This is a genomic window from Pedococcus sp. P2_F6 (assembly GCF_056403675.1).
This window is the reverse complement of sequence record NZ_JBFUEZ010000004.1, coordinates 579,578-599,360: the sequence shown is the minus strand read 5'-3', so window position 1 is coordinate 599,360 and position 19,783 is coordinate 579,578. Positions and strand designations below refer to the sequence as shown.

Annotated in this window: 14 protein-coding genes; 6 read left to right on the top strand and 8 right to left on the bottom strand. The window is 68.9% G+C overall.

The window, feature by feature from the left end:
* Positions 1 to 15: 15 nt before the first annotated feature.
* The 5 genes from AC1DWP_RS14160 to AC1DWP_RS14140 form a co-directional block, all read right to left on the bottom strand.
* Positions 16 to 348, bottom strand: a complete 333-nt coding sequence (locus AC1DWP_RS14160) for a hypothetical protein (RefSeq protein WP_477615113.1) — start codon at positions 346 to 348, stop codon at positions 16 to 18.
* Positions 349 to 374: 26 nt separating this feature from the next.
* Entirely contained in the window at positions 375 to 1,088 is a 714-nt protein-coding gene (locus AC1DWP_RS14155; RefSeq protein WP_477615112.1) for a spermidine synthase, read from the bottom strand.
* 87 nt (positions 1,089 to 1,175) lie between these two features.
* Positions 1,176 to 1,658, bottom strand: a complete 483-nt coding sequence (locus AC1DWP_RS14150; protein ID WP_477615111.1) for an Hcp family type VI secretion system effector — start codon at positions 1,656 to 1,658, stop codon at positions 1,176 to 1,178.
* Between the two features lie 115 nt (positions 1,659 to 1,773).
* A complete protein-coding gene (locus AC1DWP_RS14145; protein ID WP_477615110.1) occupies positions 1,774 to 2,352 on the bottom strand; it encodes a hypothetical protein in 579 nt (192 codons plus the stop codon).
* Positions 2,353 to 2,494: 142 nt separating this feature from the next.
* Positions 2,495 to 3,700 carry a hypothetical protein gene (locus AC1DWP_RS14140; protein WP_477615109.1) on the bottom strand — a complete coding sequence of 402 codons (1,206 nt, stop codon included), beginning with the start codon at positions 3,698 to 3,700 and terminating at the stop codon, positions 2,495 to 2,497.
* Between the two features lie 202 nt (positions 3,701 to 3,902).
* Between AC1DWP_RS14140 and AC1DWP_RS14135 the strand changes: the two genes are divergently transcribed.
* Entirely contained in the window at positions 3,903 to 4,511 is a 609-nt protein-coding gene (locus AC1DWP_RS14135) for a hypothetical protein (RefSeq protein WP_477615108.1), read from the top strand.
* Between the two features lie 292 nt (positions 4,512 to 4,803).
* Here AC1DWP_RS14135 and glgP read toward each other — a convergent pair whose 3' ends face one another.
* On the bottom strand, positions 4,804 to 7,383 hold the full coding sequence (gene glgP / locus AC1DWP_RS14130; protein WP_477615107.1) for an alpha-glucan family phosphorylase: 2,580 nt from the start codon (positions 7,381 to 7,383) through the stop codon (positions 4,804 to 4,806).
* A 131-nt stretch (positions 7,384 to 7,514) separates the two neighbouring features.
* On the opposite strand from glgP, the gene AC1DWP_RS14125 reads away from it, so the two are divergent.
* Genes AC1DWP_RS14125 through pgm form a run of 5 tightly spaced genes read left to right on the top strand, consistent with a single transcriptional unit; the run spans position 7,515 to position 17,133 of the window.
* Positions 7,515 to 9,641: an alpha-1,4-glucan--maltose-1-phosphate maltosyltransferase gene (locus AC1DWP_RS14125; RefSeq protein WP_477615106.1), complete on the top strand. Its 2,127-nt coding sequence runs from the start codon at positions 7,515 to 7,517 to the stop codon at positions 9,639 to 9,641.
* Entirely contained in the window at positions 9,641 to 11,350 is a 1,710-nt protein-coding gene (treS, locus tag AC1DWP_RS14120; RefSeq protein ID WP_477615105.1) for a maltose alpha-D-glucosyltransferase, read from the top strand. Before AC1DWP_RS14125 ends, treS begins: the two co-directional genes overlap by 1 nt.
* Complete coding sequence (locus AC1DWP_RS14115; protein WP_477615104.1) at positions 11,343 to 12,779, top strand: maltokinase N-terminal cap-like domain-containing protein; 1,437 nt, start codon at positions 11,343 to 11,345, stop codon at positions 12,777 to 12,779. The genes treS and AC1DWP_RS14115 overlap by 8 nt, the downstream gene beginning before the upstream one ends.
* Positions 12,776 to 15,493, top strand: coding sequence for a 1,4-alpha-glucan branching protein GlgB (glgB, locus tag AC1DWP_RS14110; RefSeq protein ID WP_477615103.1), 2,718 nt, complete (start codon positions 12,776 to 12,778; stop codon positions 15,491 to 15,493). Before AC1DWP_RS14115 ends, glgB begins: the two co-directional genes overlap by 4 nt.
* Positions 15,490 to 17,133: a phosphoglucomutase (alpha-D-glucose-1,6-bisphosphate-dependent) gene (pgm, locus tag AC1DWP_RS14105; protein ID WP_477615102.1), complete on the top strand. Its 1,644-nt coding sequence runs from the start codon at positions 15,490 to 15,492 to the stop codon at positions 17,131 to 17,133. The genes glgB and pgm overlap by 4 nt, the downstream gene beginning before the upstream one ends.
* A gap of 295 nt (positions 17,134 to 17,428) precedes the next feature.
* On the opposite strand, the gene AC1DWP_RS14100 is transcribed toward pgm, so the two are convergent.
* Both AC1DWP_RS14100 and AC1DWP_RS14095 read right to left on the bottom strand, forming a co-directional pair.
* Positions 17,429 to 18,739 (bottom strand): ATP-grasp domain-containing protein, encoded by a 1,311-nt coding sequence (locus tag AC1DWP_RS14100; protein ID WP_477615101.1) that lies wholly within the window; start codon positions 18,737 to 18,739, stop codon positions 17,429 to 17,431.
* 44 nt (positions 18,740 to 18,783) lie between these two features.
* Positions 18,784 to 19,782 (bottom strand): co-chaperone YbbN, encoded by a 999-nt coding sequence (locus AC1DWP_RS14095; RefSeq protein WP_477615100.1) that lies wholly within the window; start codon positions 19,780 to 19,782, stop codon positions 18,784 to 18,786.
* Position 19,783 lies beyond the last annotated feature (1 nt).

Here is a 19,783-nt window from a genome sequence, read left to right as displayed (position 1 = left end):
GGTCGCGGCGCCTATTCAGAGCTGCAGGATCCTCGCCGAGACCTCGTATGCCGCGGCCACACCTTTCGCGTCATGCAGGTCCCCCGGCGCCTCCAGGGCTGCCAGTGCATGCGCGCGCACCGCCGAGCCTGGGTCCGGTGCAACGAGGTCGAGGCACAGCCCAGCGACCACGGCGTCGGCGTCGTGTTCGTCCAGACCATCGAGGGCGAGGCCGTTGTAGAGCAACGTCGCCGCCTCCAGGAACACCTCCCGAGCCATCTCGAGGTCTACCTCCGGCCGTGCCTGTGCGACTGCCTCTGCGGTTGCCAGGAGCTGGTCGAACGGCGGGTCCACCGCGCTGGGCTGCATGGCGCGAGCCTCTCAGGGTGCCCTCCTCACGACAACCGAATAAGCCTTCGCGGGCGGACCGCCAGGTACACGGTGTTGGCCGACTCGCCGCCCGTGAGCGGGTTGGGGAACGACACCACATGGGCGTCGGCGCGCTCGAAGGCCTCGCCCATTCGCCGCACCACCTCGGGTTCGGGTGGCTCGTCGGACCACAGCGCGAACGCCCCGTCGTGGGCAAGCATCGCGCCCACCCGCGCGAAGCCCTCGACCGTGTAGAGGTCACCATGGTCGTCGCGCAACAGCCAGTCGGGGGCGTGGTCGATGTCTACGAGCACCGCGTCATAGGTGCGGTCGGCGCGGCCGGAACGCACCACGTCGAAGAAGTCGTCGGGCACCAGGCGTACGCGCGGATCGGCGGCCAGTCCGTGGGTGTCGGGCAGCAGGTCGCGCTCGTGCCACGAGATGACCATGGGAAGGGCCTCGACCACGGTCAGCTCGGCGACCCGGTCGTCCTCGAGAGCGGCCACCGCGGTGTAGCCGAGCCCGAGCCCGCCCACCAGGACTGTCAGTGACGCGCCCGTCACGGCCGCGAGGCCGATCCGCGCCAGTTCCTGCTCGCCCGCGGTGAACTGGCTGGACATGAGGAAGTCGTCCCCCAGCTTGACCTCGTACACGTCCCGCTCCGTCACGCGGTCCCAGCGCTGGCGAAGGCTGATCTCCCCCCAAGGGGTGTCGCCCCAGTCGAGCTCCTGGATCCTCACCCACCGAGACTAGTGCCGGGGTGGGCGTGCGGCAGTTGTCGGACCACGCGAGTGGAGGTGGGGCAGGACCAGGCGGTGGCGCCCTGGCTAGCCCGCCTTGTTCGTCTTGAGGTCGTACTTGAAGTGGATCCCAGCCTCCAGCGAGCCATCTGCCTTCTGCGGCTTGTACTCCAGGTCGACCTTTGCGAACGACAGCCCGACGCTCTCCATCGTGGCGTCCCCTTCGGCACTGACGCTCGTGGAGACGCTCGTCACGAGGAGGTCTGTCAGCGTGATGACGAGATACTCCTGCTGGCCCTTGCCGGCCTTGCGCACCGTGATCGTCGCGTCCTTGACGTGCTCACCCGTGGCGCACGCCTTCATCAGGAGCGGAGAGGCCTTGTCGACGTGGTGGGTGAAGGTGAGGTCCTGGAAGCTCGCCTTGCCTGCCCCGCCCCCTCCCCCGTGACCGGCGGTGCCGGACTGGGACACCCCCCACGACCACGACAGGACCTCGATCTCGTCCTTGTGCTTGGCATCGCGGGACTCACCCTTGATCGTGCCGATCCTGGCGAAGATCGAGCTGGCCATCACACCGTCTCCTTGGCTGGGCTCACGGACTACCCCAAGGTCGACCTGTCGGTGTTCGCTGTCAACCTCGGCGGGCAGCGTGACGCGGGCCCGGTCCTCGCTCCCTCCGGCCCTTTCAGTGCCCGGCGGGGCAGGTCTGGTCCAGCCACGTCAGGACCTCTGGCGCGGGGGGAGGCAGCTGGTCCAGCGGCTCCGCGCCGTCGAGAGTCCGCAGCTGCGCCACCAGTGCGAGGGCGTGATCAACCGGGCGGTTGGGGACGTCCTGATCGGCGTCGTCGACGATCTTGAGCTGCAGTCGCCCGGAGAACAGGGTGAGCTGACCGTCGAGCACCACGGTCGGCACCGACAGCCGGGGCTCGAGCCGCGCACAGGGAAAGCCGGCCGGCAACCGCTCCCAATCCTGGGTGCTGACAAAAGCCGGGGGCACGCAGTAGCCCTCGCGCCCCGGGTCGCAGGGGCCGTAGTGGGCCTCAATGTTGATCAGCGGTCCCTGGTTGTCGATCTTGACGATCCCGTCGAACCCGTAGCCCGCGGCCTTGGGCCCCAGGTAGTACGCGATCCGCCCCTCAGCGGCCAGTTCTGTGGCAAACCGGGACAACTGATCCGGAGGCGCGCCTGTCACCACATCCCCATCCACCCGGGATTCCTCGGCGGAAGGCGCCGTGCCACACGCACACAGGACCAGCGTCAGCACACCAATGACCGCAGGTGAGCCGTATCGCCAGGAGGGCCGACGGGCACGGAGGCGTGCGACTGGCGTGCGAAGCATGGTGGCTCCCAGTGGTGGTTCAGATCTGTGGCGGGCGGGCGGGCGCTGGCTGTCGGGTCCGGGTTCTTCACTTGATGGAGGCGAGTGCCTGCCTCAGCTGCGCTGGGGTCGGTGCCGAGTTGTAGCTGACCTTCACGGCCCCGTCCTTTCCGACGAAGGCCATGGTCAGCTGCTTGGTCAGGCCAAGGGCGTTCCGCAGCGTGGGTGTGGGGTCGTTGGCGATCGGCAGCGTGACGCCTGGTGGGACCAGCGGGAGCCCTGGCTTGCCCCTCTCGCCCACCTGGACCGCGAGCACGGGAGGCGTCGTGCCGTTCGATGTCATCTGTTGGAGGCTCCTGAGGGCGGACAGGCAGCCGGCGCAGGAGTCGGGAGAGTCCCAGTAGGTGTCTGAGTTGAAGAATGCGAGGACGTACGAGTGTCCGGCATAGGTGGCCGAGGTCGCCCTTCCGGTGGTCAGCAGCTCGAGGTTGAACGGCGGCACCTGCACAGTGCCCCCGGACGATGGTTTGCGTGCAGCGATGACGGTGGCAGGTGAACCGGCCGGAGGAGTCGTGGAGAAAGTTGCCCTGTCCGCGCTCGGACGCTGCGTGAAGGTTGCTGCGTGAAGGGCCCCCGTCTCCAGAAGGACTCCCGTGTCCTTGTCGAACCAGTAGTCGGCGCTGAAGCCGTCTTGCTGCTCAGTGGCGACCGTGGCACAGCGGTACCCGGCCGCGTCTCGCTTCAGGATGACTCGACCTCGACCAAGGGCGTGGCAGGTGGTACCCGTCGTCGGTCCCATCAGTTCCCGGGACAACAGGCCCAAGCCATTCCATGCATCGGGGTGTTCGTTCACCGCCTCGTACAGGACGTACTGCGGGCCCCCCATCGAGTCGAAGGTGAGCAGCCTGGTCCCGTCCCAGGTCTGCCTGACGACCTCCTCAGGGTCCTTGGCATTCGGGTCGCTGAACATGGACATGGTCACGGACACCCCAAGCCCGGAGGCAGCGATGACCGTGATCTCGACTCGTCCCGAGGACTCACCGCCCTCGCCCCCTGCGTCCTGCACGAAGGTGACCTCGGCGGCCGGCGTCGAAGGGGCTTTGGTGGCAGTGGTGGGCGCCTCGGCCTTCGCGGTAGGGCTCTGGGCGACCGGCGCGTTGGCGTCTGACCCTCCGCAGGCGGTCATGGTCGTCCCGATGAGGGCCAGCGTGAACGCCCCGCTGGCCAACCTCGCCGCTCGCCGCGCCGACAGGGTGGCGCTCGGTGGCCTTTCGTCGCGTGGTGTGGGAAGCATGTCGTCGCCTTTCATGGCCGGTGTGCAGCTTCAACAGTCCCGCCAGCAGCCGTTCCCGTCGTCCTCCCCAGGGCCCGCCTTTCGTCAGTTGTGGGGCCACAGCTGTGGACCCCAGGGCGACCCTGCGCCGCGGCTCCAGATGGGCGACGATTGGAAAATGGAACAGGGTGACCGTGACACCCGAGTCATGAGGCTCCTGGACGTGGGGTTTGCACTCCTCTTCACTGCATCGGCGACCGCCTTGCTCGGGGACGTGGTTGGCGCGTTCGCGGATGCCGCGTCGTCGTTCACCTACTTCGACAGCTCGGTCGAACGGCTTCGGCATGCTGCGGGCGGATACCTGCTGACACTCTCGGGCCTCCTCTTCATCGCCTTCGTCGTACACATGACGCAGTCCCTCGACGCTCCTGGCTCCCGCAGCACCGAGAACCTCGTGGCGCGCCTGGCTGCGACAGCCTTCGCAGCGCTGGCCGGTGTGGCTGCCGCGGCGTTCGCGACGGTCTCGCTCAGCGTCGAGTTCGGTCGACTCACCGGCGACCAGGGCATCGAACAGGGACGGGAGCTCCTACCCCAGCTGGGATATGTCGTGATGTTCGTCCCGGCGGCGCTCTGCGCGGGGGTCACCGTCCTCCTGCTCGCTCGAGGTTCGGCGCGGACGAGGCAGCTGCCTCGATGGATGTGCGCTGCCGGGTACCTCGTCGCGACGGCGCAGCTCTTCAGTCTCTACACGGTGCCCCTGCTCCTCGTACCGCTGTGGGTGCTGGCCGCGGGCATGAGCCTTCGCCATTCGTCCGCGGGGACGCAGCGCTGACCGTCCTCCACCTCACGTGCAGCCGCTGGCTGCATGCGTGGGAGTGACATCGGCGCCCCCGATCGGCAGGGAGCTCGCGCCGGCGGGCGTGCCAGCGGGCCCGCCGGGGTGGCGGGCTGTGGGGCGGGGTCATGGTCGCCAGGGTGGGGATGGCTTTGACCTTGGGGCTGTGGTCTCGAGCTGATCCCAGACGTTGTCCACAGGGGCCAGGCATGGGTATGCCGCGTGCGGACGTCCGCACGCGGCATACCTTGCTGCTGTTTGCCTGGCCGTTGACGACCTCAGGCGCGCCTCAGGCGTTGGCGACGAGACCGAGCTCGCTGGTGCTGGCCAGGCCCGAGTGCTTGGGGAGCACTCGGACGGTGTAGCCGAACGAGCCGGTGCGAGCCAGCGCGAGGTCGCCCGCGAACTGGTGACGGCCACCTTCGTAGGACTCGACGAGGACCAGCGACTGGGTGTCGACGTCACTCAGGTCGTCGCTGTCGTGGGCGTTGCCGTGCACGACCTGCACATCGACCTCGTCCGGCGTCAGGACGCCGAGCGAGACATAGGCGCGCACGTGGAGGGTCTCGCCGATCTGCGGGCTGTCCGAGACACCCGAGGACTCGACGTGGTCGACGTGGACGGTCGGCCAGGCCGCCTTGACCTTGGCCTTGTAGGCCGCCAGGTCGCGGGCACCGACGAAGGTCTTGCCGTTGAGCGACCACCCGGCCCGGGCGGCGGGCCCGTAGAGCTGCGTCGTGTAGTCGCGCACCATGCGGCTGGCGAGGACCTTGGGCCCGAGGGTCGACAGCGTGTGGGTGATCATCGAGATCCAGTTCTGCGGCAGGCCCTCGGCGTCGACGTCGTAGAACCTCGGGGCGACCGAGTTCTCGATCAGGTCGTAGAGCGCGGACGCCTCGATGTCGTCGCGGCGCTCGGGGTCGTCGACACCGTCAGCGGTCGGGATGGCCCAGCCGTTCTCGCCGTCGAACCACTCGTCCCACCAGCCGTCGAGGATGGACAGGTTGAGGCCACCATTGAGGGCGGCCTTCATGCCCGAGGTCCCGCACGCCTCGAACGGGCGCAGCGGGTTGTTGAGCCAGACGTCGCAACCCGGGTAGAGGTACTGCGCCATGGCGATGTCGTAGTTCGGGAGGAACACGATGCGGTGGCGGATCTCCGGGTCGTCGGCGAAGCGCACCATCTGCTGGATGAGCTGCTTGCCGGTCTCGTCGGCGGGGTGGGACTTGCCGGCGATGACGAGCTGGATCGGGCGCTTGGGGTCCAGCAGCAGTCGCTTGAGGCGCGCGGGGTCGCGCAGCATCAGGGTGAGCCGCTTGTAGGTCGGCACGCGGCGGGCGAACCCGATCGTCAGCACGTCGGGGTCGAGGATGTCGTCGACCCAGCCGAGCTCAGCCGGGCTGGCGCCACGCTTGGTCCACGACGACTTGGTGCGGCGACGCGCCTCGACGACGAGCTGCTCGCGCATGTCGCGCTTGGTCGCCCAGATGGCGTCACGCGGGACGTCACCGATGCGATCCCAGGCGTTGTCGCGCTCGATGTCGGTGGTGCCGAGGTGCTTCGCGGCGACCTCGTAGACCTTGCGGTCCACCCAGGTGCCGGCGTGGACGCCGTTGGTGACACTGGAGATCGGGACCTCGTCGTCGTCGAAGCCCGGCCACAGCCCGTCGAACATCTCGCGGCTGACGACACCGTGCAGCTGGGACACACCGTTGGCGCGCTGGCCGAGGCGCAGGCCCATGACGGCCATGTTGAACATGCCGGGCTGACCACCCGGGTAGTCCTCCGCACCCAGGGTCAGCAGCCGCTCCACGGGCACGCCCTCGACGGCGCGGTCGCCACCGAAGTGACGCGTGATGAGCTCGGCGTCGAACCGGTCGATGCCGGCGGGGACCGGGGTGTGGGTCGTGAACACGGTCGCCGCGCGGACGGCCTCGAGGGCCTCGTCGAAGGTGAGCCCGGCCGACTGAGTCAGCTCGTGGATGCGCTCGACGCCGAGGAACCCGGCGTGCCCCTCGTTGGTGTGGTAGACGTCCGGCACCGGCGCTCCGGTCAGTCGCGACCACAGCCGAAGGGCCCGGACGCCACCGATACCGAGCAGCATCTCCTGCTGGAGTCGCTGCTCGCCGCCGCCACCGTAGAGGCGGTTGGTGATGTTGCGCGCAGCGTCGTCGTTCTCAGGGACGTCCGAGTCGAGCAGCAGCAGCGGGACGCGTCCGACCTGGGCGCGCCAGACGTGGGCGTGCAGCTCGCGACCACCGGGCAGGTCGAGGGTGATGACGCACGGGGTGTCGTCGTCCTCGCGCAGGAGGCTCAGGGGCAGCTCGTCGGGGTCCAGGACCGGGTAGGTCTCCTGCTGCCAGCCGTCGCGGTTGAGGCTCTGCTTGAAGTAGCCGGTCTTGTAGAAGAGACCGACACCGACGATCGGGACACCGAGGTCGGAGGCCGTCTTCAGGTGGTCGCCCGCGAGGATGCCCAGGCCACCCGAGTACTGCGGCAGCACCTCGGTGATGCCGAACTCGGGGCTGAAGTAGCCGATCGCCTTGGGGGCGCCACCCTCGACCTCGCCCGCCCACGCCTGGAACCAGCGCGGCTCCGTCAGGTAGGTGTCGAGGTCTGCCTTGGCTGCCGAGACGGCCGCGACGAAGTCAGTGTCGCCCGCGAGGTCGGTGAGCTCCTGCGGGGACAGGGCCGAGAGCAGCCGAACCGGATCCTTGCGGACCTTGTTCCAGCGCTCAGGGTCGATGCGCTGGAACAGGTCTCGGGTGGGTGGGTGCCAGCACCACCGCAGGTTGCTGGCCAGATCGCCGAGAGCGGCAATGGGCGCGGGCAGAACTGTACGGACGCTGAAGCGTCGGATCGCCTTCACGTGGGGCATCCTAAGCCCTCCAGCCCAATCCCAATGACGCGTTCTTGCAGAACTTTCAAAAAGTTTCAGCAACCGGGCCTTCTGGGGTCTGGGGAGGTGCGCGGGGCCCCAGACCGAGTAGCGTCGGGCGCGTGACAGCGACGCCACGTGCAACCAGACCTGACACTCCCGCCGCATCCCCCGCCAAGGGCACCAGCAAACGGCAACCGGGCGCGAGCACTCCCACGACAGCCTCAGCCCAGGCGCCGACCACGACTCCCCCACAGACTCCCATCGGCCGCATCCCGGTCCAGGACGTCAGCCCCGTCGTCGACGGCGGCGCCCGCCCGGCCAAGGCCGTCGTGGGCGAGCAGTTCACGATCGGCGCCACCGTCTTCCGCGAGGGACACGACGCGGTCAACGCCTCCGTCGTCCTCGTCGCGCCCGACGGCTCAGAGCGCGTCACCGCCATGACCTCGACCAACCCCGGCCTCAACACCTGGGCGGCCGTCGTCGAGCCCGACACCGAGGGCTGGTGGACCTACCGCGTCGAGGGCTGGTCCGACCCCTACGGCACCTGGGACCACGATGCGTCGATCAAGGTCGCCGCCGAGATCGACACCGAGCTGATGCTCGAAGAAGGCGCCCGCACCCTCGAACGGGCCCTGTCCGAGGTCACGCGCACCCAGGAGCAGCAGGCCGTCCTCAAGGACGCGGTCACTGCCCTGCGCGACACCCGCCGCCCGCCCCTGGCCCGGCTGCACGCCGGCACCGACCCCTCGGTGCGCGCCGAGCTGGCCGCCCGCCCGCTGCGCGACTACGTGAGCCCGTCCACGGCATACCCGTTGCTCGTGGAGCGTGAGAGAGCCCTGTATGGCGCGTGGTACGAGATCTTCCCGCGGTCGGAAGGTGCCGTGCAGGACCCGGTGACCGGAAAGTGGAAGTCCGGCACCCTGCGCACGGCGGCCGAGCGGCTGCCCGCGATCGCTCGGATGGGCTTCGACGTCGTCTACCTCACGCCGATCCACCCGATCGGCACGACGGCGCGCAAGGGTCCGAACAACACCCTCGGCGCCGGTCCCGACGACCCGGGCAGCCCCTATGCCATCGGCTCCCCCGACGGCGGACACGACGCGATCCACCCCGACCTCGGGACCTTCGCCGACTTCGACTACTTCGTGGCGCAGACGCACGAGCACGGCATGGAGGTCGCGATGGACATCGCGCTCCAGTGCTCCCCCGACCACCCGTACGTGAAGACTCACCCGGAGTGGTTCACCACCCGGGCCGACGGCACCATCGCGTACGCGGAGAACCCGCCCAAGAAGTACCAGGACATCTACCCGCTCAACTTCGACAACGACCCGGTCGGGTCGTACGCCGAGATGCGCCGCATGGTCCAGGTGTGGATCGACCACGGGGTCAAGATCTTCCGGGTCGACAACCCGCACACCAAGCCGGTCGAGTTCTGGCAGTGGATCATCGCCGACGTGGGCCGCGACCACCCCGACGTGATCTGGCTGGCCGAGGCGTTCACCAAGCCCGCGATGATGCACTCGCTCGGGAAGGTCGGTTTCCAGCAGTCCTACACGTACTACACCTGGCGCAACCAGCGGTGGGAGCTCGAGGAGTACGTCAAGGAGCTCGCCGGCGATTCCGCGGCCTACATGCGGCCGTCGTTCTGGCCCACGACGCACGACATCCTCACGCCCTACATGCAGTTCGGCGGCCCCTCGGCCTGGAAGCTGCGCGCGGCCCTGGCCGCGACCCTGGTCCCCACCTACGGGATCTACGCCGGCTACGAGCTCATCGAGCACGTCGCCCGTCCGGGTGCAGAGGAGCAGATCGACAACGAGAAGTACCAGTACAAGAACCGGCACTGGGAGGACTACGAGCCCGGTGGGGCCAAGGAGGGGCAGTCCCTCGCGGGCTACCTGACGATGCTCAACCAGATCCGGCGCGAGCACCCGGCGCTGCACTGGCTGCGCAACATCACCTTCCACCACGTCGACGACGAGAACATCATGGCGTTCTCCAAGCGGCGGATCCTGCCCGACGGCACGGACGACACCATCGTGGTGGTCGCCAACCTCGACCCGCACAGCACGCGCGAGTCGGCCATGCACCTGGACATGCCCGCGCTCGGCCTCGACTACCACGACGGGATCGCAGCCCAGGACCTGGTGACCGGGGCGTCGTGGCACTGGGGGGAGCACGTCTACGTCAGACTCGGTCCCGAGACCGAGCCCGTCCACATCGTCGCAATCCGGAGGTTCTGATGCAGGGTCTCAACCTCGCCCAACCCGGTCTGAAGAACGACCCCGAGTGGTTCAAGACCGCGGTCTTCTACGAAGTCCTCGTCCGCGGTTTCGGGGACTCCAAGGGCTCGGGCTCCGGCGACTTCACCGGACTGATGGGCCGCCTCGACTACCTCGCCTGGCTGGGCGTCGACTGCCTGTGGCTGCCGCCCTTCTACGCCTCGCCCCTTCGTGACGGCGGCTACGACATCGCCGACTACACCGCCGTCCTCCCCGAGTTCGGCACGCTGCCTGACTTCCAGGAGCTCGTCTCCCAGGCCCATGCCCGGGGGATCAGGGTCATCACGGACTTCGTCATGAACCACACGAGCGACCAGCACCCCTGGTTCCAGGCGTCCCGGTCCGACCCCGAGGGTCCCTTCGGCGACTTCTACGTGTGGTCCGACACCGACGAGCCATACTCGGACGCGCGCATCATCTTCATCGACACCGAGGTGTCGAACTGGACGTTCGACCCGGTGCGCCGGCAGTTCTTCTGGCACCGGTTCTTCGGCCACCAGCCCGACCTCAACTTCGAGAACCCCGCCGTCCACGAGGCGATGTTCGACGTCGTGCGGTTCTGGATGGACATGGGCATCGACGGCTTCCGCCTCGACGCGGTCCCCTACCTCTACGAGGAGGAGGGCCACAACTGCGAGAACCACCCGAAGACACACGAGTTCCTCGCCAAGCTCCGCAAGATGGTCGACACGGAGTACCCCGGTCGGATCCTGCTCGCCGAGGCCAACCAGCCCCCGGCCGACGTCGTCGACTACTTCGGCACCGAGGAGGAGCCGGAGTGCCAGATGTGCTTCCACTTCCCCGTCATGCCGATGCTCTACTACTCGCTGCGTGAGGAGAAGGCCGCCCCGATCATCGACGTGCTGGCCGACACCCCCGAGATCCCGCCCGGCACCCAGTGGGGCACGTTCCTGCGCAACCACGACGAGCTCACCCTCGAGATGGTGACCCCGGAGCAGCGCGCCGCGATGTACGGCTGGTACGCACCCGACCCCCGGATGCGCGCGAACGTCGGCATCCGGCGTCGGCTGTCCCCCCTGCTCGACAACAGCAGGGCCGAGATCGAGCTCATCCACGCGCTGCTGCTGTCCCTGCCGGGTTCGCCGTGCCTCTACTACGGCGACGAGATCGGCATGGGCGACAACATCTGGCTCAACGACCGTGATGCCGTCCGCACGCCGATGCAGTGGACGCCCGACCGCAACTCCGGCTTCTCCTCGGCCGATCCCGGCAAGCTCTACCTGCCGGTCGTGTCGTCGCTCGTCTACCACTACAACAACGTGAACGTCGAGGCCCAGATGGCCAGCAGCTCCTCGCTGCTGCACTGGGTGCGCGCCATGCTCGAGATCCGCAAGCGTCACCCCGTGTTCGGTCGAGGCGACTTCGAGGTCTGCCCGTCAGACAACGACGGCGTGCTGTCGTTCCTGCGCGTCGAGTGGGACCACGTGGACGGCACCGACTCCGAGGCCGTGCTCTGCGTCAACAACCTCTCGAGCCGGCCGCAGGCGACGACGATCCGGGTGCCCGACGAGTTCAAGGGCGCGCACCTCGCTGATCTGTTTGGCGGGCAAGGCTTTCCGAAGATCACCGACGACGGCACCATCACCCTGACCCTTGGTTCCCGTGACTTCTTCTGGCTCCGCCTGGTGCCAGGTGCAGCGCATGGCTGAGATCCACGACGCAACCCTCTCGCCGACCAAGATCGAGCTGGTCGGTCCGTGGATGGCGCGCCAGCGCTGGTATGCCGCGAAGGGTCGGCTGCCGGTGCTGCGCAAGGTCTGGTCGTGGCGGCTCGACGACCCCGCAGGCGCAGTGGGCATCGAGACGTTGCTCCTCGTCGACGAGGGCGGGTCCACGCCGGTGCTCTACCAGGTGCCACTCACCTACCGCGGCGCCCCGCTCGAGGGCGGTCAGCACGCGTTGGTCGGCACGTTGGAACACAGCGTCCTCGGCACCCGCTGGGTCTACGACGGCACCCACGACCCCGTGTACGCCGCCCAGCTGCTCGCCCTGATCCTCGAACAGGCCGCGCCGCAGGCGGGGGGCGTCTCCGACACCCCCGAGCCGGCCGTGGTGTCGAGGCGTCACCCGTCGTGGACGTCCGAGACCGTGCTCACGTCGTCGAAGGTGCTGTCCGGTGAACAGTCGAACACCTCCATCGTGTTCGACTGCGCAGACGCTGACGGAACGCCGAAGCCGTTGATCTGCAAGGTGTTCCGCATGTTGCATGCCGGGGAGAACCCCGACGTCACCGTGCAGGGCGCCCTCTCCGAGGCCGGCTCGACGAGGGTCCCCACCATGGTCGGCACGGTCAGCGCCACCTGGCCGGGGGTCAACGAAGGCGACGAGCCGGCATACGGACACCTGGCGTTTGCGCAGGAGTTCTTCCCGGGCACGGAGGATGCCTGGCGCGTCGCGCTGAGGGCGGTGGCCGCCCACGAGGACTTCACCGAGGCGGCCCACCAGCTGGGTGCTGCCACCGCGGAGGTGCACGCCCGCCTCGCCGAGGTGCTCCCGACCGAACCCGTGACCCCCGAGGCGATCGCCGCGGTCGCAGCCGGCATGCGCGGACGCTACATCGCGGCCGCCTCCGAGGTCCCGGCGCTGGCCGCCCACGAGCACCGCATCGCAGACGTCTTCGACCGGGCCGTCAACGCGAGCTGGCCTGCGCTGCAACGCATCCACGGCGACTACCACCTCGGGCAGGTGCTCAAGGTGGCCGAGCGCGGCTGGGTGCTCCTCGACTTCGAGGGCGAGCCCCTGCGGCCCCTGGCCGAACGCAGCCTGCCCGACCTCGCCGTGCGCGACATCGCGGGCATGCTTCGCTCGTTCGACTACGCGGCTGGCTCGTGGGAGCAGTCCCACCCCGGCGGCAGCGCCCGCGACTGGGCGGCCAGCGCCCAGCAAGCCTTCCTCGACGGGTATGCCGCGCAGTGCGGTCGCGATCCCCGCGAGGACGCGGCGCTGCTCATCGCGTTCCAGCTGGACAAAGCCCTCTACGAGGTCGTCTACGAAGCCAGGAACAGGCCCACCTGGCTGACCATCCCCACGGCTGCCGTGGTCCGACTGCTCGACGACGCGAGAAAGGACCTGACATGAGTCCACGGTTCGGCAAGAAGAAGCAGAAGTCCGGCTCCACCGACGACGTGGCTCCGGAGGAGACAGCGCAGGAGTCGACGGCGGCCGACTCGACGGAGTCGACGACGACCGAGGAGTCCGTCGCCCCCGAGTCCTCGGACGAGGCGCAGGTCCCTGACGCGGAAGACACCCCGGACGGAGCTGGGTCGGCCGCGGCCGAGGAGCCCACCCGCACGTGGTTCGGGCTGCCCGACCCCGCCGAGGCGATTGCTGCCGAGACGCCCGCCGCGGCGACCCCGCCCGCGGAGACCGCCGCCTCGGGCGCCCCCTCGGCCGAAGGCGCCACGGTCGATGAGCCTGATGCCCATGAGCCCGATGCCCATGAGCCTGCCGCCGATGACCCTGCTGCCGGTATGCCTGCTGTCGAGGTGCCTGCTGGCCCCCCGGCCGAGACGCCGACCAGCCGCTCGGCCGCCCGCCGCAACGCCTCGCGCCAGGCCGTCGAGCCGCCCGTCGAGCGCGAACCCGAGCCGGTGCCCGTCCCCACGACACCCGCCGAAGCGATCAGGGCACTGGCCGACGGGCGGCACCAGCAGCCGCACGACCTGCTCGGCCACCACCTGGAGGACGACGGGCTGCTGGTGCGTGCCTACAAGCCGTTCGCCTCCGTGGTCGCCGTGCGTTTCCAGGACGGCGAACGGATCGAGCTCGCCCACGAGTCCGACGGGGTGTGGGGCGGCATCCGCCCCGGAGCCACCGAGACCCAGGACTACCGCCTGATCGTGGCCTACGGCGACGGCATCGAGCACGAGATGGACGACCCCTACCGGTTCGCCCCCACGCTCGGGCCGATCGACCTCCACCTCATCGGTGAGGGCCGGCACGAGCAGCTGTGGACCGTGCTCGGCGCCCACGTGCGCGAGTACCCGGGCCCCATGGGCACCGTGGTCGGCACCTCGTTCGCCGTGTGGGCTCCGCGCGCCCAGGCGGTGCACGTCGCCGGCGACTTCAACGGCTGGGACACGCGCAGCCACTCGATGCGGCTGCTCGGCGAGTCCGGGGTGTGGGAGCTGTTCATCCCCGGTGTCGGCGACGGCACCCTCTACAAGTTCCTGGTGCGCGGCGCCGACGGCAAGGTCCGCGAGAAGGCCGACCCGATGGCCCGCGCCACGGAGCCGCCGCCTGGTCGGGCCTCGTCGGTCGTGCAGTCCCGCTACAGCTGGAGCGACGACGAGTGGATGACGCAGCGCGCCGAGAACGACGTCCACACCGCGCCCATGAGCGTCTATGAGGTGCACCTCGGGTCGTGGCGCAGCAACCACGGCTACGTCGCCCTCGCGGAGCACCTGGTCAACTACGTCGCTGACCTCGGCTTCACGCACGTCGAGTTCATGCCTGTGATGGAGCACCCCTACCCGCCGTCGTGGGGCTACCACGTGACGAGCTACTACGCCCCGAGCGCGCGGTTCGGCCGACCGGACGAGTTCCGTTACCTCGTCGACCGGCTGCACCAGGCTGGGATCGGCGTCATCCTCGACTGGGTGCCCGGGCACTTCGCCACCGACCCGTGGGCGCTGGCCCGGTTCGACGGGCTGCCGCTCTACGAGCACCCGGATCCGCGCAAGGGCTGGCACACGGAGTGGGGTTCCTACATCTTCGACTTCGGCCGGATGCAGGTGCGCAACTTCCTCGTGGCCAACGCGGTCTACTGGATGGAGGAGTTCCACGTCGACGGCCTGCGGGTCGACGGCGTCGCCTCGATGCTCTACCTCGACTACGCCCGCAAGGACGGCGAGTGGGTCCCCAACATCCACGGGGGACGCGAGAACCTCGAGGCGGTCGACCTGCTCCAGGAGGCCAACGCCACGGCATACAAGCGCGTGCCGGGGATCGTGATGATCGCCGAGGAGTCCACGTCCTGGCCGGGTGTCACCAAACCCACCAGCACGGGCGGACTCGGGTTCGGGCTCAAGTGGAACATGGGCTGGATGAACGACTCCTTGAAGTACCTCAAGGAGGACCCGATCCACCGGCAGTACCACCACCACCTGCTGACCTTCTCCCTCATGTACGCGTTCAGCGAGAACTACCTCCTCCCGATCAGCCACGACGAGGTCGTCCACGGCAAGGGCTCCCTGCTCCGCAAGGTCCCGGGCAGTCGCTACGACCAGCTGGCAACGGTGCGGGCCTTCCTCGCCTACATCTGGAGCCACCCGGGCAAGCAGCTGCTCTTCATGGGCACCGAGTTCGCCCAGGAGGCCGAGTGGGCCGACGGCCGGCAGCTCGACTGGTGGCTGCTCGACCACGCGGCGCACTACCGCGTGCACAACCTGGTCAAGGAGCTCAACCGCGTCTACCGCGACAACGAGGCCCTGTGGGCGCTGGACTCCGACCCTGCCGGTTTCGAGTGGCTCAACGCGGATGACAACGCCTGGAACACGTACTCCTACCTGCGATTCGGCACCCAGGACCGTCAGGGAGCCGTCGTCGCGGTCGCGGTGAACTTCGGTGGCCTGCCGAGGGACCCGCTGCGGATCGGCGTCCCGCGGGCCGGTGACTGGAAGGTCATCCTCGACACGAGCGGCTACGACGAGTTCGGCACGCCGAGCCAGGCAGAGGTCGTCGTGACGGCACAGGAGCACGGCGCCAACGGCCAGCCCTACTCCGTCGAGGTCAGGGTCGCATCCCTCTCGGCGGTGTACCTGGCCCCGGTCGACACGGCGGCAGACCGATGAACCACCCGCGCGCAGGTCAGCCGGCCCAGCCCTCCGACCTCGTCGACGTCGCCCATCTCGTCACGGCCTACTACACCCTGGTGCCCGACCCGGAGGACATCGACCAGCAGGTCGCCTTCGGCACGTCGGGCCACCGTGGGTCGAGCCTGAAGACGGCGTTCAACGAGGCGCACATCCTCGCCACGACCCAGGCCATCTGCGACTACCGCAAGTCCCAGGGCTACGACGGCCCGCTGTTCATCGGGCGCGACACCCACGGCCTCTCGGAGCCCGCCTGGGCATCGGCCCTCGAGGTGCTGGCGGCCAACGACGTGATCGTCCTGGTCGACGACCGAGACGGCTACACCCCGACCCCGGCCGTCAGCCATGCCATCATCCGCGCCAACGAGGGCCGCACGAGCGGCGCCGTCCTGGCCGACGGCATCGTGGTCACCCCCTCCCACAACCCGCCGGCCGACGGAGGGTTCAAGTACAACCCGCCCCACGGCGGCCCTGCCGACAGCGACGCGACCACGGTGATCGCGGCGCGTGCCAACGAGCTGATCGCCGGCGGCCTCAAGGGTGTCCGTCGCATCCCGTTCAGCAGGGCCCGTGCGCACGCCCAGCCCTACGACTTCCTGGGCAGCTACGTCGACGACCTGCCGAACGTGATCGACCTCCAACGAATCAAGGATGCCGGCGTACGCATCGGCGCTGACCCGCTCGGCGGCGCGGCGGTGCACTACTGGGGTGAGATCGCGGAGCGCCACGGACTCGACCTCACCGTGGTGAACCCCCTGGTCGACCCGACGTGGCGCTTCATGACCCTGGACTGGGACGGCAAGATCCGGATGGACTGCTCCTCCCCCTTCGCCATGGCCTCGCTGATCTCGCGCAAGGACGACTACGACATCGCCACGGGCAACGACGCCGACTCCGACCGGCACGGCATCGTCACCCCCGACGGCGGGCTGATGAACCCCAACCACTTCCTCGCCGTCGCGATCCAGTACCTCTTCGGGGGTGCCCGCCCGGACTGGCCGGCCGACGCGGCCATCGGCAAGACCCTGGTGTCGTCCTCGATGATCGACCGGGTGGCCGCCGACGTCGGCGGGCAGCTCGTCGAGGTGCCGGTGGGCTTCAAGTGGTTCGTGCCCGGCCTCATCGACGGAAGCTTCGGCTTCGGCGGTGAGGAGTCCGCGGGAGCGTCCTTCCTGCGCCGGGACGGCAAGGCCTGGACCACCGACAAGGACGGCATCATCCTGGCGCTGCTCGCCTCCGAGATCCTCGCCGTGACCGGGCAGAGCCCCAGCCAGCACTACCGCGAGCTGACCGCGAAGCACGGCGACCCGGCATACGCACGGATCGATGCTGCTGCAACGCGTGAACAGAAGGCCAAGCTCGCGGCCCTCTCGCCCGGCGACGTGGCTGCGGACTCCCTTGCGGGGGAACCGATCACGGCCAAGCTGACGCAGGCACCCGGCAACGACGCGGCCATCGGTGGCCTCAAGGTCACGACGGAGAGCGCCTGGTTCGCGGCGCGCCCATCAGGGACCGAGGACGTCTACAAGATCTATGCCGAGTCGTTCAAGGGGGCCGAGCACCTGGCCCAAGTGCAGGCCGAGGCCAAGGACGTCGTCGGCGCGGCCCTCGGTGCCTGACCGAAAGGTGAGGGCAGGCTGAGAACGATCGCCCTTGCACAGCCCATCCCACCTGGTCGCTGTCCGCTGGTTCGCTGTGAGTTCCTGTGCCGGGGAACAGAATTCGGCCCGCGCCGGTTGGGACCTACATGACGCCCTCGAACGACGCACGCCAGCCCGGGCCTCGCAGCTTCCCCCGCCGAAGCGACACCGGCCCCAACCTCGTCACCCTCGACCGACTGCGCGGCTTGCGCCGCCCCCGGTTGATGCAGCCCGAAGCACGCCGCCACCAGCTCCCGCAGGAGTGCCGCGCCTGCTAGTCCGCCACGGCGGGTGCGGGGCCGCTCACGACGGTCTCGTCGACGGCCGAGCTGCCGGACCCCAGGCGTGACTGCTCGTCCTTGACCCACATGCGGGTCAGACCGCCGAAGTGCCCCTCGAACTTGTCCCACTCGTGCTGGGGATAGGTCGTCTGGATGGTCTCGGTCAGCAGGCTCCGGAAGTCGGGTGAGTCGACCCACTCGAGCACCATGTCGTCGATGTTCGGGAGGGCGACCTCGCAGAACTCCCGGTAGCGCTCGGTGTCGAAGTGGTCGTCGGCCAACCCCTGGTATGCCGCGAGCTTGGCCCCGTAGTCGAGCGCGTCGTCGTCGGCGATCTCGAACCACGGCCCGGTGTCGACCTGGGTGCGCGCCTTGCGGCCGGTGGCGACGCAGAACACCGACCACTTCAGCAGCGCCTTCATGGCCCACGGGAAGTAGTAGTGCAGCGAGGTCACCGCCACGTCGGGACACGCGTTGGCGTAGTCGATCGGGTAGACGACGCCGTCCTTGACCAGCATCTCGCAGGAGTTGAACTCCCACCGGAAGAACGCGTTCACCGTCTGGGCGATGGTGACCGCCTCGGTGCCCACGCCCTCGCCCAGGAAGCCGTGCTGGACGGCATACCTGTTGTGCATCGGCTCGTCGGGCTGGAACTTCATCACCATCGTCTCGGGCCCGATGGTGAGCGCCCGGGCGAACACCTCGAAGTCCTTCACGGACGCCTGCAGGTGCATCAGCATCTCGCCGGAGTCGTCGTAGGCACTGTGCAGGTCCTCGACGTTCTTGACCTGGGACACGCCGCGCCAGCCACCGCCGTCGAACGGCTTCATGAACAGCGGGTAGCCGATCTCCTCTGCAATCGCGTCGAGGTCGAACTCCTTGTTGTACCGGGCCGCGGTGAAGGCCCATCGCGCGTTGTCGATCGGGTTCTTGTAGGGCACCAGCACGGTCTCGGGGACGTTCATCCCCAGGCGCAGCAACGCGCAGTAGGCCGAGTGCTTCTCCATGGACTGGAACGTGAACGGGCTGTTGAGCAGGTAGACGTCGTCCATCAGTGCGGCCTTCTTGAGCCACTCTCGCGGGTGGTAGTACCAGTAGGCCAGCCGGTCGATCACGAGGTCCTGCCGTGGTTTGTCACGCAGGTTGAACGGCTCGATCGTCATGCGTTCGGTGTTGACGTGGTGGCTCGTCCCGTCGGGCCCCTTCAGGACGCCCAGCCGACCCGCGAGGGTCTCGAACGCGCGCGGCCAGTCACCTTCCGCGCCCAGCAACAGTCCGATGAGGTGTTCCTGCGTCTTTGCCATGCACCCCATCCTGTCGGCTCAGCAGGCGCACCGAAAGTGGAGCCTCAGAACAAGGCGCTCATCAGGGACGTTCGTGCCTTGCGGACGCGCTCGTCGTGCGAGCCGACCACGGCGAAGAGCTGGAGGAGGTGGTTCTTCGCCTGCTCCCGCTCCTCACCGGCGGTTGCCCGCACGAGGTCGATGAGCCGCAGGAACGCGTCCTCCACGTGCCCACCGAGGACGTCGAGGTCTGCGACCAGGCCCTGCGCAGCGACATCCGTGGGGTGCTCGGCGGCCGCTGCGCGGGCGCCTTGCAGGTCCGCACCCTCGGTGCGCTGCAGGAGGCCGACCTGGGCGAGCCCCAGCTCAGCCTCGGCGTCGGCGGGGTTCTGCTTCAGCGCCTGCTGGTATGCCGCCGCGGCACCGTCGAGGTCGCCGCGCTCGATGGCGTCGTAGGCCTCCTGGTGCAGGGGCGGGAGCTGCTCCTCGACCTCGGCGCCTTCGGCAGGCTCGCCCGCGCCGGCGATGTCGACGCGACCCGCCACACCGTGCTGCACCGCCAGGCCGAGGAACTCGTCGAGCACCGGTCGAAGGGCCTGCTCCGGCTGGATCCCGGCGAACAACGGCACGGGCTGGCCCTGGATCAGCCCCATGGTGACCGGGACGCTCTGCACCTGGAAGGCCCGCAGCAGGGTGGGGTTCTGCTCGACGTTGACGCTGACGACCTGGAACCGGCCTTCGTAGCTGCCCGCGATCCTGACCACGGTGTCGAGGTAGTCGCGCGACTCGGGGATCTGGGCAGCCCAGAGGACCAGCAGCATCGGGACACCCACCGAGGCGTTGGCGACCTCCTGGAAGTTGGTGTCCGTGCCCTCGACGACGACGCCTGCCCGACCGGCGACCCCCGTGGGAGCCGGCGTGCCGGTGGCGTCGGACGCACCTGCGCCACCCGCCGCGGTCGCCCCAGGGGGCGCGGTCGAGGCGGCCGACGGGGTTTGACCCCGCAGTGCGGTGAGGTCGACGGCGCCCCGGAGGCCACCTGTGGTCAACGGCTGATCACTCATG